Below are 13,120 nucleotides of genomic sequence, written 5' to 3'. Positions count from 1 at the left end.
GAGCCACGCGACCAGTGCGGTGCAGCCGTGTACGAGTGGTGCGGGTCGTGCTCGTGGTGCCGTCCGGCCCGGGTCAGGCCGGCGAGAACAGGTGGTCGCTGATGAGGCGGGCCGCGCCGATGACCCCCGCGGTCGGTCCCAACTCGCCCAGCACGATGGGAAGGTTGCCGGTCGCCAGCGGAAGGGACTGCCGGTAGACCTGGGTGCGCACGCTGGCCAGCAGGGTGTGGCCAAGTCCGGTCACACCGCCGCCGATGACGACGAGACCGGGGTTGAAGAAGCTGACGAGTCCGGCGATGACCTGGCCGAGCCGGTTGCCTCCTTCCCTGATGAGGTCGAGGGCGGTGGCGTCACCGGCCGCGGCGGCGGCCGACACGTCCACCGCGGTGAGCTGCCCGGCCGCCTCCAGACGGGCGGCCAGCTCCGCCGAGCGTCCGGCGCGCGCCGCGTCCTCCGCGTCACGGGCCAGCGCGGCACCGCTGAAGTGTGCCTCCAGACAGCCACGGTTGCCACAGGCGCAGGCGCGGCCCTCGGGCTCCACCTGGATGTGGCCGATGTCGCCGGCGCTGCCGGTCGTGCCCCGGTAGACGTCGCCGCCGACCACGATGCCGCAGCCGATACCGGTGCCGATCTTGACGCAGAGGAAGTCGCCCACGGAGCGTGCGACGCCCGCGTGCTGCTCCCCCATGGCCATCAGGTTCACGTCGTTGTCGACCATGACCGGGCAGCCGAGGTCCTGGCTGAGCGCCTCCCGCACCGGGAAGCCGTCCCAGCCGGGCATGATCGGAGGCGCGACGGGCACGCCCTCCGGGTAGCGCACCGGGCCGGGGACTCCGATGCCGGCGCCGTCGAAGCCCTCGGCCAGACCGGAGGCCCTGAGCTTCGCGGCCATCGCCAGCACCTGCTCGAACACGGCGACGGGGCCTTCGCGGACGTCCATGGGGTGGTTGAGGTGTCCCAGGACCTCCAGCTCCGCGTTCGTGACGGCCACGTCGATCGAGGTGGCGCCGATGTCCACGCCGAGGAAACGGAGCGCGGGCGCGAGGCGGATGTTGTGCGAGCGCCTGCCGCCCCGCGAGGCGGCGAGTCCGTCGGCGACGACGAGCCCGGTCTCGAGCAGCCGGTCGACCTCGACGGCGAGCTTGGAACGGGACAGGTCCACCTGGTCGCCCAGCTGTGCACGGGAGTTGGGCCCACCGTCACGCAGCAGCCGGAGCAGTCGCGCCTGGTGCGCGTTCGCTGGTCGAGCGGTCATCCGTCTCACGTACCCCTCCCTCCCCTGGCCTTCGGCTGGGGACCCGGTCGGCTGTGTCCGTCGGGCTTTGGAGGGGAACGTAGCAGCGCTTTACCGAACTGGGAAGAACTTGCGCACAGATCCGACCCAACTTTCTCCACACTCGGGACAAAGCCCGGTTCGAGCATGTCCTGGCGTGATCGTGTGCGGTCGGGCGGCGGCCGAGCGCGTCGGCGGCGTTGCTCGATGACCCGCCGCTCACCCAAGAGGAGGATGGGGCCATGACCAAAACCATGGGCAAGGTGATCTGCGACATCACGATCTCGGCCGACGGGTACTCCGCCGGGCACAACCAGACCGAGGAACGGCCCTTCGGCGACGACGGCGGGGACGGCTCGGGCGACAGGCTGCACGCCTGGATGTTCGACACTCCCGAAGAGAACCGGGCCGAGGTCGACGGGATGACCGCCGCCGGCGCGTTCATCATGGGCCGCAACATGTTCGGCCCGGTGCGTGGCGGGTGGGAACGACGGTGGAACGGCTGGTGGGGCGACGAACCCCCTTTTCACGCACCGGTGTTCGTGCTCACCCACCACGCGCGTGAGCCGCAGCCGATGGACGGCGGCACCACGTTCCACTTCGTCACCGGCGGAATCGAGTCGGCACTGGCGAACGCCCGCGCGGCGGCCGGCGGCGGCGACGTCTCGGTCCTCGGGGGCGCGACCACCATCAACCAGTACCTCAGCGCCGGGCTGGTCGACGAGCTGCGGCTGCACATCGTGCCGCTCACGCTCGGGGCCGGCACCCGGGTGTTCGAGGGCGTCCCGCCGCTGAGGATGGAGCAGGTGACGTCACGGTCGGCGAGCCTGGTCACGCATGTGACCTACCGGGTGCTGCCCTGACATGTGACCCGTCGAGCGCCGCCCTGACACGTTACCCACCGGGTGCCCTGAGCCGGAGGGCGTCGTCGCCACGGGGTCCGGCCGCCCTCGTGGCCGAGGTCGCGGAAGCGGACCCCGCCGGACCCCTCGCCGCCCGGAGGTCACCCTCGTGGCAGGAATGCCGGCAGGACCCTGCGGATGGCCGGCTCGGCGCGGAAGTCGTCGGCGGGCAGGGTGATCTGGTGGAACATCATCCCGTCGAGGAGGTCGAAGAGCACGCGGCAGTGCTCCTCCGGCTCCGGTGACCCCGCGGCGCGCAGCCACTGCGCACTCCATCGCACCAGCGACTCACGGCCGCGCACCAGCGGCTCGCGCACCGAGGGGCGGGCGATGCCCTCCAGCAGGAGGGCATAGCGCGCCCCGGTCCGGTCCCTGGCCGGGCCGAGCAGGTGCTCGACCATGCGGGCGAGCGCCAACGCGAGCGCGTCGATCCCCTGGGGCAGCGGCAGTCCCGCGAAGGACTCCCAGTCGCGGCGGTCGAGTTGCTCCAGATGTGCGACGACCCCGTCGACCAGTGCGTCACGGGTGCGGAAGTGATTGGAAGTGGTGCCCGCGGGTACGCCCGCCGCGCCGTCGACCGCCTGGTACGTCAACCGGCGCAGCCCTCCGGCCGCCAGTACCGAGATCGCCGCGTCCAGGACCTCGTCCCGCCTGCCCGCCATGGAGAACCAGCCACCTTCCTCGCAACTACTACAAACATAGTACCGTGGAGGCATGGCCAGAAAAGCGATCATCATCGGAGCCGGTGTCGGCGGCCTTGCCGCCGCCGTCGGTCTGCGCGCCGACGGCTGGGACGTGGAGGTGCGGGAGCGGGCCCCGGGCCTGCCGGAGACGGGCACGGCACTCGGCATGTGGCCGAGCGCCCTGCAGGCGCTCGACGCCATCGGCCTCGGCGCCGCGATCCGCGCCCAGGCCCGCGCCCAGGCCGGCGGCGGTTTCGCACGGGCGGACGGCAGCCGCATCGGGGACGTCGACGTGGCGGGACTGAAGCGCCGCACCGGCGACCCCGTGTACCTGATCTCCCGCGTTCCGCTGCTGCACACCCTCGCGGCACCGCTCGACGACGGGGTGATCCGGTTCGGGGAGACCGTCGAAGACGTACGCGAACTGGACGGGTACGACGTGGTGATCGCCGCGGACGGCCTGAACAGCCGTGCGCGCAAAGCCCTGTTCGGCAGTTCGTACGGCACCCGCTACACGGGCGTGACCTGCTGGCGAGGGATCGTCGAGGGCGACACGGACCAGGTGGTCGAGACGTGGGGGGCCGCCGCCCGTTTCGGCATAACGCCGCACACCGAGGGCCGCACGAACTGGTTCGCCTGCGTCCGGGCACCCGAGCGGGCCACGGCTCCCGAGGGTGAACTCGCCGAGCTCGAGCGCCACTTCGGGCACTGGCATGCCGACGTCCGGCGGGTCCTGGACAGGGTGCGCGAAGAGGGTGGCGCGGGCGTGCTCCGTCATGACCTGCACGATCTCGCACTGCCGCTGCCGAGTTACGTCAGCGGGCGCACCGCCCTCGTCGGCGACGCGGCCCACGCGATGACTCCCGACCTGGGGCGGGGCGCCTGCGAGGCGCTGATCGACGGGGTGACGCTGGCCGGTGAACTGACCGCGCACCCAAGGGTCGAGGACGCGCTCGCCTCGTACGACGCGCAGCGTCGTGTCCCGACCCAGCGCATGGCGCGTGTGGCTCGCCTGATGAACAGGATGGTGCACACGCCCGGCATCGCGCCGGTGCGCGACACCGCGATGCGGCTCATGCTCGCGTTCGGGCGGCCGCCCGCCTGAACACGGCCGTCGATCAGGCCTGTTCGCGCTGGTGGTAGGTCCTGCGGGTGTGCTCCGTGTGCGCCCGCATGACCTCCGTCGCACGCTTCTCGTCGCGGCCGGAGATGGCGGCGATCAGTTCGCGGTGCTCGATCCACGACTGGCGTCCGCGCTGCCGGGCGACGGGCGTGTAGTACCAGCGGACACGCCGGTCGACCTGGCCCGCGAGCTCCGCGAGGACCGGGTTGCCGGCCAGTTCCATCACCTTGGCGTGGAAGGCGGCATTGGTGGCGACCGCCAGGTCGACGTCGTCGTCCGCGACGGCCTGCTCACCCTTGGCGCACAGCTCCTCGAGGGCCTCGATGCCGGCCGTGCCCGAGTTCGCGGCGGCGAGTCTGGCGGCCTCCGCCTCCAGCAGAGTGCGCACGGACAGGAGGTGATCGGCCTCCGACTCGGTCGGCTCGTGGACGAACGCTCCCTGGGCGGGTCGCAGGTCGACCCACCCCTCGGTGTTGAGCCGCTGCAGCGCCTCGCGGACGGGCTGGCGGGACACGCCGAGATGTCCGGCGAGTTCACTCTCGACCAGGTGCTGCCCCGGCCGCAGCGCACGGGTCGTGATCAGTTCCAGCAGAGCCTCGTACACGCGCTCACGCAGCGGTCCCGGTCGTTCCAGCTTGGGCACGGTTCCCTGCGGCAGTCCTGCGGACAGCATCGGCGGTCCCCTTCCGGGCGATGAGGCGGGCGAAACGGCAACGGTGGACGGCAAGCGGCGAACGGCGAACAGCCCTGTGGTCAATTGGCTATCGTCTACAGTCTACCGAGCGCGATCCCCGGCCACACCGAGACGCCCGTCACGTCACACGAGCGGAGCGAGCCGCTCCAGGAAGACCCGCTGACCGCTCACCAGCTTCGGCCGCGCGTCCCGCACCCCGTGCCATTCCGCCCGGTCGATCTCGGGGAACTCGCGCATCTCGCCGGAGCCCCTCGGCCATTCCATGGTGAAGGTGCCGGGCACGACGAGGGCCGTGTCGAGGTCGCCCTCCAGCGCCCACACCGTCACGACCTTGCCGCCCGGCTGCCGCGCCTCGCCGAGCGGATGCCAGTCGCCGACCGGCGCCTGGAGCCCCAGTTCCTCCTCGAACTCCCGCCGCGCGGCGGCCATCGGCTCCTCGTCGGGGGTGTACTCACCCTTGGGGATCGACCAGGCCGCCTCGTCCCGCGCCTTCCAGAACGGGCCACCCATGTGCCCGATGAGGACCTCGACGCCGGCCGGCCGCCGGCGCCACAGCAGCAGCCCGGCGCTTCGCTTCGTCACCATGCGGTTCAGTGTGCCGCCGCGGCACGTCAGGGGCAGCGGATGACCTGGCCCGCGTACGACAGGTTTCCGCCGAAGCCGAACAGCAGCACCGGGTCGCCGGACCGGATCTCGCCGCGCTCGACCAGCTTGGACAGGGCCATCGGGATCGACGCGGCCGAGGTGTTGCCGGAGTCGACCACATCGCGGGCGACGACCGCGTTGACCGCGCCGATCTTCTGCGCGACCGGCTCGATGATCCGCAGGTTGGCCTGGTGCAGCACCACCGCGGCGAGCTCCTCCGGCGTGAAGCCCGCCCGCTCGCAGACCTTGCGGGCGATCGGCGGCAGCTGGGTGGTGGCCCAGCGGTAGACGGACTGGCCCTCCTGCGCGAAGCGCGACGGGGTGCCCTCGATGCGCACGGCGTGCCCCATCTCGGGAACCGAGCCCCACAGCACCGGGCCGATCCCCGGCTCCTGCCCCTCGGGGACGCTCTCCACGACCGCCGCACCGGCACCGTCGCCGACCAGTACGCACGTCGAGCGGTCGGTCCAGTCGACGATGTCGGCCATCTTGTCCGCCCCGATGACCAGCGCCCGGGTCGCCGCTCCCGCCCGCAGGGTGTGGTCGGCGGTGGCCAGCGCGTGGGTGAATCCCGCGCAGACGACGTTGAGATCCATCACCGCGGGCGAGCCCATGCCCAGTCGTGCCGCGACCCGCGCGGCGGTGTTGGGCGAACGGTCGACGGCGGTGGACGTGGCGACCAGGACCAGGTCGATGTCGGCCGGCGTGAGCCCGGCGGCCGCCAGCGCCTTGGCCGCGGCGTGCGCGGCCATCTCGTCGACCGGCTCGTCGGGGCCGCCCACGTGCCGGCTCGTGATGCCGACGCGGCTGCGGATCCACTCGTCACTCGTGTCGACCATGGCCGCCAGGTCGTCGTTGGTGAGCACCTTGGCGGGCTGGTAGTGCCCGAGCGCGACGACACGTGAGCCGGTCATGGATGACGTTCTCCTCGATCAGAAGGCAGGAACCACCCAGTCTTGGCTGCTACCGCCCGGTACGACGGCAAGTGTTCCCACAGCTTCCGGGCCCGGACTTTGGAGCTTCCCGAAGGGTGGCGGGGTTGCGGCGAAGCGCCGCGGGCACGACCCTTGACCACCTTGAAAGCATACTGTAGACAATATTCTGTCGACTCACCCTCCTCACAATCCGCCCTCGCTCGGTCGTCAACCGAACGGAGAGCCCCGTGAAAGTCGCAGTTGTCGGCGCCGGAGCCATCGGCGCGTATGTCGGGGCCGCGCTCCATCGCGCCGGCGCCGAGGTCCATCTCATCGCCCGCGGCGCACACCTCGAGGCCATGCGCCGCGACGGCGTCCGGGTGCTCAGCCCCCGCGGTGACTTCACCGCCCGCCCGCACGCCACCGACGACCCCGCGTCCGTCGGGCCCGTCGACCATGTCTTCCTCGGCCTCAAGGCCAACTCCTACGCGCGGTCGGGGCCGTTGGTGCATCCGCTGCTGCACGCGGGCACGTCCGTCATCGCCGCGCAGAACGGCATCCCGTGGTGGTACTTCCACGGTCTGCCCGGCCCCTACACCGGCCGCCGCATCGAGAGCGTCGACCCGGGCGGCGCGGTCAGCGCCACGCTGCCGCCCGAGCGGGCCATCGGATGCGTCGTCTACGCGGCGACCGAACTCGAGGCACCGGGCGTCGTACGGCACCTGGAAGGCACCCGCTTCTCCATCGGCGAACCCGACCGGACCGTGTCGCGGCGCTGCGTCGAATTCAGCGACGCGATGACCGCCGGCGGACTCAAGTGCCCGGTGGAACCGGACCTGCGCGACGACATCTGGATCAAGCTGCTCGGCAACATCTCGTTCAACCCGATCAGCGCCCTGTCCCGGGCGACCATGGCGCAGATCTGCCGCCACCGGGACACCAAGGCGCTGGTCGAGACGATGATGCACGAGACGCTGGAGGTCGCGGCCGCCGTCGGCTGCCGCCCCAGGATCTCCGTCGAACGGCGCCTCGCGGGCGCCGAGCGCGTCGGCGACCACAAGACGTCCACCCTCCAGGACCTGGAGAAGGGCAAGCCGCTCGAACTGGACGTGCTGCTCGCGGCCGTCGTCGAACTGGCCGCACTGACGAAGACCCCCGTACCGAAGCTGTGCGCCGTGCACGCGCTGGCCGACCTCCTCGCGACGACGGCGACGACCTCGACCACCGCAACAACCGCGACCACCGCAACGACCTCGACGCCCTCAACAGGGAGCGCAGCATGAAGAAGAAGCCGCAGAAGCGGTATCCGAGGCTCACCCATCCACTGGTCCGCGACGACGACGGGCAGCTGCGCAGGGCGAGCTGGGACGAGGCGCTGGAGCGGGCCGCCGCAGGCTTCCGGCGAACGCGTGAGACGTACGGCCCCGACGCCTTCGCGATGCTCTCCTGCGCCCGCGCCACCAACGAGATGAACTACGTGGCACAGAAGTTCACCCGTGTCGTCATGGGCACCAACAACGTCGACTCGTGCAACCGCACCTGCCACGCCCCCAGCGTGGCCGGCCTGTCGGCGGTCTTCGGCTCAGGCGGCGGCACCTCCTCGTACGAGGAGGTCGACCACACCGATCTGATCGTGATGTGGGGCTCCAACGCCCGCTTCGCGCACCCGATCTTCTTCCAGCACGTACTGAAGGGGATACGGAACGGGGCGAGAATGTACGCCGTCGACCCGCGCCGCACCTCGACCGCCGAATGGGCGGAGGGCTGGCTCGGACTCAACGTCGGCACCGACATCCCGCTCGCCCACGCGGTCGGGCGGGAGATCATCCACGCGGGCCTCGTCAACCGCGCGTTCGTCGACCGTGCCACGACCGGTTTCGAGGAGTACGCCGAGCTGGTGGAGCCCTGGACGCCGAGCGCCGCGCAGAAGGTCACCGGAGTGCCCGCAGAGGCGATCCGCGAGCTGGCGCACGCCTACGCGACCGCGGAGCGCGCCCAGTTGTGCTGGACGCTCGGCATCACCGAGCACCACAACGGCACCGACAACGTCCGCGCGCTCATCAACCTGGCCCTGCTCACCGGCCACGTCGGCCGGTACGGCGCCGGGGTGCAGCCGCTGCGCGGCCAGAACAACGTGCAGGGCGGCGGCGACATGGGCGCGATCCCCAACCGGCTGCCCGGCTTCCAGGACATCCTCCACCCCGGGACGCGCGAGAAGTTCGAACGCGCCTGGGGCGCCGCCATCCAGCCGCGCTACGGCAAGACCCTGACCGAGATGTTCGAGGCGATGGAGAGCGGCGACCTGCGCGCGGTGTACTGCATCGGCGAGAACCCGGCCCAGTCGGAGGCCGACACCGGCCAGGCCGTGCGGCGGCTCGAGTCCCTCGACCACCTGGTGGTACAGGACATCTTCCTCACCAGGACCGCCGAGCTGGCCGACGTGGTGCTTCCCGCGACGGCGGGCTGGGCGGAGACCGACGGCACGACCACCAACAGCGAACGGCGGGTGCAGCGGGTACGGGCCGCGCTCACCCCTCCGGGCGAGGCCCGCGAGGACATCGCCATCATCTGCGACGTCGCCGAACGCCTCGGCCACGACTGGAAGTTCGCCGACTCCGAGGCCGTCTGGGACGAGCTGCGCTCGCTGTCGCCCGACCACTTCGGCATGACGTACGAGCGGCTGGACGAGCACCAGGGCCTGCAGTGGCCGTGCCCCGACGTCGAGGAACTCCCGTCGAGCTTCCTGCACGGCAGGCTGTGGGAGAAGGACCCGGACCGGCGCGGTGCGCCGGCCGCGTTCGGTCTCGTACGGCACGACCCGCCGGTCGACCTCACCGACGAGGCGTATCCGCTGCGGCTGACGACCGGGCGGCGGCTCGACTCGTACAACACCGGTGTGCAGAGCGGCGGTTTCGCCTCTCCGCTGCGGCGCGGCGAGTACATCGAGCTCTGTCCCGAGGACGCGGAGGCGTACGGGGTGCGGGTCGGCGAGGAGGTGCGCGTCTCCTCGCGGCGCGGCTCCGTGACGGCCCCGGTGTGGGTCGATCCTGGGCTGCGCCCCGGGCTCGCGTTCATGACGATGCACTTCCCCGACGAGGTCGACACCAACTCCCTGACGATCGAGGCGAACTGTCCGATCGCGGGCACCGCCGAGTTCAAGGCGTCCGCGGTGCGCATCGAGAAGCTGGTGCCGGCATGGACCTGAGATTCACGGACGCGGCGAAGGCGACGGACGAGGAGCGGGAGGCGGTCGACGCGCTGCTGGGGCCGCCGGAGACCGGCTGGGAGGGCGGCACCGGGCGCTCGTCCGACGAACTGCGCTGGGCACGGGGCGGAGCGGCGGCGCGCGACCGCCGCGACCTGCTGCTGCCGGCGCTGCACGCGGTCAACGACCGGGTGGGGTGGCTGAGCGAGGGCGCGCTGGACTACATCTGCCGGCGGCTGACGGTGCCGCCGGCGGAGGCGTACGGGGTGGCGACGTTCTACGCCATGTTCTCCGTACGGCCCCGCCCGGCGAAGGTGCTGCACGTCTGCACGGACCTGGCGTGCGCGGCGCGCGGCGGCTCACTGTCCGCGGCGGACGCCCTCGGTCCGGACGTGTCCGTCCAGCCGAGCCCGTGCCTCGGCCTGTGCGAGCGCGCCCCGGCGGCGCTGCTGATCCGCGCGGGCGCGGCGGGGCCAGGGGCGGGGCCGCTGCACGGGGCCGTCCCCCACCCCGCCCCTTCCCGGAAACGGGACTCCGCCCCGGACCCCGTACCGCCTCCGGCGGTGTCCTCAATCACCGGACAGGCCGAACACGACGACGGAGTCGAAGCCCCCGGTCACGGGAACGGGCGGGGCGGGGAAGAAGCCGCGTACGCCACCGCCGTCATCGCCCCCTTCACCCCCACCGCCCTCGCCTCCGCCACCACCGCCCCGCGGTCCGCTCCCCCGGAGCCGGATGCCCGCGTGGCCGTGCCGCAGGCCGGGCAGCCGGGACTCGTGCTGCTGCGACGCGTCGGCGTCGTGGACCCCGCCTCCCTCGACGACTACCGGGCGAACGGCGGCTACGCCGCTCTCCGCCGCGCCTTCGCCCTGGGCCCCGCCGGAGTCATCCGCGAGGTCACCGACGCGAACCTGGTCGGTCGCGGCGGCGCCGCGTTCCCCACGGGGCGCAAGTGGCAGGCGACCGCGTCACAGCCGGACCGCCCCCACTACCTCGTCTGCAACGCCGACGAGAGCGAGCCGGGCACGTTCAAGGACCGTGTCCTGATGGAGGGCGACCCGTACGCGCTCATCGAGGCGATGACCGTCGCGGGCTACGCCATCGGCGCCCACAAGGGCTTCCTCTACCTGCGCGGCGAATACCCGCGGGCCCTCGCCCTGCTGCGGAACGCCATCGACTCCGCCCGCGCCCGCGGCCTCCTCGGCGACGACGTCCTCGGCCAGGGCTACTCCTTCGACATCGAGATCCGGCGCGGTGCGGGCGCCTACATCTGCGGCGAGGAGACCGCGATCTTCAACTCCATCGAGGGCTACCGGGGCGAGCCCCGCACCAAGCCGCCGTTCCCCGTGGAGAAGGGTCTCTTCGGCAAACCCACCGCCGTCAACAACGTCGAGACGCTCGTCAACGTCCTGCCCATCCTCACCGGCAGGGACCGGTCCGAGGAGACCAAGCTGTTCTGCGTCTCCGGCAACGTCGACCGCCCCGGCGTCTACGAGCTCCCGTTCGGCGGCACGAGTGCCACCCTGAACGACCTGATCGACCTCGCCGGGCCCCCGGAGACCATGCGTGCGGTCCTCCTCGGCGGCGCCGCCGGCAGCTTCGTACGCCCCGACGAGCTGGACATCCCGCTCACCTTCGAGGGCACGCGCGACGCCGGCACCACCCTCGGGTCGGGCGTGGTCCTCGTCCTCGACGAGACGGTGGAGCTGCCGCGCGTCCTGCTGCGCATCGCGGAGTTCTTCCGCGACGAGTCCTGCGGCCAGTGCGTGCCCTGCCGGGTCGGCACGGTCCGCCAGGAGGAGGCGCTGCACCGCATCAAGGACCGCACCGGCGCGGCCGCCGCGGACGACATCGCCCTTCTGCGCGAGGTCGGCCGGACCATGCGGGACGCCTCGATCTGCGGCCTCGGGCAGACCGCCTGGAACGCCGTCGAATCCGCCATCGACCGGCTGGGAGCCTACGAATGACCGCCATCGATCTCCACATGCCGCGCAGGCTCGTCGAGTTCACCCTCGACGGGCAGGAGGTACGGGTCCCGGAAGGGGACACGATCCTCGACGCGTGCCGGTCCGCGGGCAAGGACATACCGACGCTCTGCGAGGGGGACACGCTCACGCCCAAGAACGCCTGCCGCGTGTGTGTCGTGGAGGTGGAGGGGGCGCGGACCCTCGCCCCGGCGTGCTCGCGCCGCGCGGAGCCCGGCATGACCGTGCGGACCGACACCGAGCGTGCCCGGCACAGCCGCAAGGTCGTGCTGGAACTGCTCGCCTCGTCCACCGACCTGTCCACGACACCCCGCGCCGCGGAGTGGATCAAGGAGTACGAGGCGAAGCCCGAACGCTTCGGCACCGACGCGGCCCGCGTCAACGAGGAACCGAGGATCGACAACGATCTGTACGTCCGTGACTACGACAAGTGCATCCTCTGCTACAAGTGCGTGGACGCCTGCGGCGAGCAGTGGCAGAACACGTTCGCCATCGCCGTCGCGGGCCGCGGCTTCGACTCCCGCATCTCCGCGGAGCACGACGCGCCGCTGACCGACTCGGCGTGCGTGTACTGCGGCAACTGCATCGAGGTGTGCCCCACGGGGGCGCTCTCCTTCAAGTCGGAGTTCGACATGCGGGCGGCCGGCACCTGGGACGAACCGGCGCAGACGCGGACCACGACCGTGTGCGCGTACTGCGGCGTCGGCTGCAACCTGACCCTGCACGTGCAGGAGAATGAGATCGTCAAGGTCACCTCGCCGCACGACAACCCGGTGACCCACGGCAACCTCTGCATCAAGGGCCGTTTCGGCTACCAACACGTACAGAATCGGGTTTGATCTCATGGGCCGGGTCACCGAGCGCCGCCGCACCATCCGCATCCGGGACGGGGCGGTGTCGACCCGTCCCGACACACTGGTCGCCGAGGAGCCCATGGAGATCCGGCTCAACGGCAAGCCGCTCGCCGTCACGATGCGCACCCCGGGTGACGACTTCGCGCTTGCCGTCGGATTCCTGGTCAGCGAGGGCGTGATCCACTCCGCTGCGCAGGTCCGCTCGATCGTCTACTGCGCGGGCGCCACCGAGGACGGCGCGAACACCTACAACGTGGTGGACGTGGCACTCGCGCCCGGCGTCGAACTCCCTGACATCACCCTGGAGCGCAACGTCTACACGACGTCGTCCTGCGGACTGTGCGGCAAGGCCAGCCTGGACGCCGTGCGCACCACCGCGCACTTCCCCATCGCCGACACTCCCCCGGTCCGTGTCGAGCCCGCTCTGCTCGCCGGCCTCCCCGACCGGCTACGGGCGGCTCAGCGGGTGTTCGACCGGACCGGGGGCCTGCACGCGGCGGCGCTGTTCTCGCCGGAGGGCGAGCTGATGGACGTACGGGAGGACGTGGGCCGGCACAACGCGGTCGACAAGCTCGTGGGCCGCGCGCTCCAGGACGACCGGCTGCCGCTTTCCCGGTCGATCCTCCTGGTCTCCGGGCGGGCGTCCTTCGAACTGGCGCAGAAGGCGGTGATGGCGGGAATCCCGGTCCTGGCTGCCGTCTCCGCCCCTTCGTCGCTGGCGGTGGACCTCGCCGCGGAGACCGGTCTCACGCTGGTCGGCTTCCTGCGCGGGGCCAATATGAACGTGTACGCGGGCGACGAGCGCATCGCCCTCGGCACTGGGGTGTGACGCGCCCCGCTGC

12 protein-coding genes are annotated in these 13,120 nt (G+C 71.6%); 7 read left to right on the top strand and 5 right to left on the bottom strand.

The genetic code is table 11. The annotated features are described in order from the left end of the window. Positions 1–73: 73 nt before the first annotated feature. Positions 74–1,255 carry an ROK family protein gene (locus ACFYV1_RS04345; protein ID WP_389393816.1) on the bottom strand — a complete coding sequence of 394 codons (1,182 nt, stop codon included), beginning with the start codon at positions 1,253–1,255 and terminating at the stop codon, positions 74–76. 260 nt (positions 1,256–1,515) lie between these two features. Between ACFYV1_RS04345 and ACFYV1_RS04340 the strand changes: the two genes are divergently transcribed. Beyond that, complete coding sequence (locus ACFYV1_RS04340; protein WP_389393815.1) at positions 1,516–2,136, top strand: dihydrofolate reductase family protein; 621 nt, start codon at positions 1,516–1,518, stop codon at positions 2,134–2,136. A 140-nt stretch (positions 2,137–2,276) separates the two neighbouring features. Here the strand turns inward: ACFYV1_RS04340 and ACFYV1_RS04335 are convergent, their stop codons facing one another. After that, the gene (locus ACFYV1_RS04335; RefSeq protein ID WP_389393814.1) at positions 2,277–2,891 is read right to left on the bottom strand and encodes a TetR/AcrR family transcriptional regulator; all 615 of its coding nucleotides are present in this window, start codon (positions 2,889–2,891) and stop codon (positions 2,277–2,279) included. Here ACFYV1_RS04335 and ACFYV1_RS04330 point away from each other — a divergent pair. After that, on the top strand, positions 2,890–3,963 hold the full coding sequence (locus ACFYV1_RS04330; RefSeq protein ID WP_389393813.1) for an FAD-dependent monooxygenase: 1,074 nt from the start codon (positions 2,890–2,892) through the stop codon (positions 3,961–3,963). The two genes, ACFYV1_RS04335 and ACFYV1_RS04330, sit on opposite strands and share 2 nt — an antisense overlap. 13 nt (positions 3,964–3,976) lie before the next feature. On the opposite strand, the gene ACFYV1_RS04325 is transcribed toward ACFYV1_RS04330, so the two are convergent. The 3 genes from ACFYV1_RS04325 to ACFYV1_RS04315 form a co-directional block, all read right to left on the bottom strand. Continuing rightward, positions 3,977–4,654, bottom strand: coding sequence for a GntR family transcriptional regulator (locus ACFYV1_RS04325; RefSeq protein ID WP_389393812.1), 678 nt, complete (start codon positions 4,652–4,654; stop codon positions 3,977–3,979). Positions 4,655–4,798: 144 nt separating this feature from the next. Then, positions 4,799–5,260 carry an NUDIX domain-containing protein gene (locus ACFYV1_RS04320; RefSeq protein WP_389393811.1) on the bottom strand — a complete coding sequence of 154 codons (462 nt, stop codon included), beginning with the start codon at positions 5,258–5,260 and terminating at the stop codon, positions 4,799–4,801. Between the two features lie 26 nt (positions 5,261–5,286). Next, entirely contained in the window at positions 5,287–6,234 is a 948-nt protein-coding gene (locus ACFYV1_RS04315; protein WP_389393810.1) for a beta-ketoacyl-ACP synthase III, read from the bottom strand. A 248-nt stretch (positions 6,235–6,482) separates the two neighbouring features. Here ACFYV1_RS04315 and ACFYV1_RS04310 point away from each other — a divergent pair, with 248 nt between their 5' ends. Genes ACFYV1_RS04310 through fdhD form a run of 5 tightly spaced genes read left to right on the top strand, consistent with a single transcriptional unit; the run spans position 6,483 to position 13,107 of the window. Then, positions 6,483–7,517, top strand: coding sequence for a 2-dehydropantoate 2-reductase (locus tag ACFYV1_RS04310; RefSeq protein ID WP_389393809.1), 1,035 nt, complete (start codon positions 6,483–6,485; stop codon positions 7,515–7,517). Then, on the top strand, positions 7,514–9,439 hold the full coding sequence (locus ACFYV1_RS04305) for a molybdopterin oxidoreductase family protein (protein ID WP_389393808.1): 1,926 nt from the start codon (positions 7,514–7,516) through the stop codon (positions 9,437–9,439). Before ACFYV1_RS04310 ends, ACFYV1_RS04305 begins: the two co-directional genes overlap by 4 nt. Continuing rightward, the gene (locus ACFYV1_RS04300) at positions 9,430–11,406 is read left to right on the top strand and encodes an NADH-ubiquinone oxidoreductase-F iron-sulfur binding region domain-containing protein (RefSeq protein ID WP_389393807.1); all 1,977 of its coding nucleotides are present in this window, start codon (positions 9,430–9,432) and stop codon (positions 11,404–11,406) included. The genes ACFYV1_RS04305 and ACFYV1_RS04300 overlap by 10 nt, the downstream gene beginning before the upstream one ends. Continuing rightward, positions 11,403–12,263, top strand: coding sequence for a 2Fe-2S iron-sulfur cluster-binding protein (locus ACFYV1_RS04295; RefSeq protein WP_389393806.1), 861 nt, complete (start codon positions 11,403–11,405; stop codon positions 12,261–12,263). Before ACFYV1_RS04300 ends, ACFYV1_RS04295 begins: the two co-directional genes overlap by 4 nt. Positions 12,264–12,267: 4 nt before the next feature. Further along, positions 12,268–13,107, top strand: coding sequence for a formate dehydrogenase accessory sulfurtransferase FdhD (gene fdhD / locus ACFYV1_RS04290; RefSeq protein ID WP_389393805.1), 840 nt, complete (start codon positions 12,268–12,270; stop codon positions 13,105–13,107). Positions 13,108–13,120 lie beyond the last annotated feature (13 nt).

It is taken from the genome of Streptomyces sp. NPDC003023, from assembly GCF_042888225.1.
In the GTDB taxonomy this organism is placed as follows: Bacteria; Actinomycetota; Actinomycetes; order Streptomycetales; family Streptomycetaceae; genus Streptomyces.
This window is presented reverse-complemented; position numbering and strand designations above follow the sequence as displayed.

Bases quoted from the DNA above. Each gene is read 5' to 3' on its own strand.
- ACFYV1_RS04300 (WP_389393807.1), top strand. From the start codon at position 9,430: ATGGACCTGAGATTCACGGACGCGGCGAAGGCGACGGACGAGGAGCGG.
- ACFYV1_RS04335 (WP_389393814.1), bottom strand. From the start codon at position 2,891: ATGCCTCCACGGTACTATGTTTGTAGTAGTTGCGAGGAAGGTGGCTGG.
- ACFYV1_RS04340 (WP_389393815.1), top strand. From the start codon at position 1,516: ATGACCAAAACCATGGGCAAGGTGATCTGCGACATCACGATCTCGGCC.
- ACFYV1_RS04320 (WP_389393811.1), bottom strand. From the start codon at position 5,260: ATGGTGACGAAGCGAAGCGCCGGGCTGCTGCTGTGGCGCCGGCGGCCG.
- ACFYV1_RS04315 (WP_389393810.1), bottom strand. From the start codon at position 6,234: ATGACCGGCTCACGTGTCGTCGCGCTCGGGCACTACCAGCCCGCCAAG.
- ACFYV1_RS04330 (WP_389393813.1), top strand. From the start codon at position 2,890: ATGGCCAGAAAAGCGATCATCATCGGAGCCGGTGTCGGCGGCCTTGCC.
- ACFYV1_RS04325 (WP_389393812.1), bottom strand. From the start codon at position 4,654: ATGCTGTCCGCAGGACTGCCGCAGGGAACCGTGCCCAAGCTGGAACGA.
- ACFYV1_RS04345 (WP_389393816.1), bottom strand. From the start codon at position 1,255: ATGACCGCTCGACCAGCGAACGCGCACCAGGCGCGACTGCTCCGGCTG.
- fdhD (WP_389393805.1), top strand. From the start codon at position 12,268: ATGGGCCGGGTCACCGAGCGCCGCCGCACCATCCGCATCCGGGACGGG.
- ACFYV1_RS04295 (WP_389393806.1), top strand. From the start codon at position 11,403: ATGACCGCCATCGATCTCCACATGCCGCGCAGGCTCGTCGAGTTCACC.
- ACFYV1_RS04305 (WP_389393808.1), top strand. From the start codon at position 7,514: ATGAAGAAGAAGCCGCAGAAGCGGTATCCGAGGCTCACCCATCCACTG.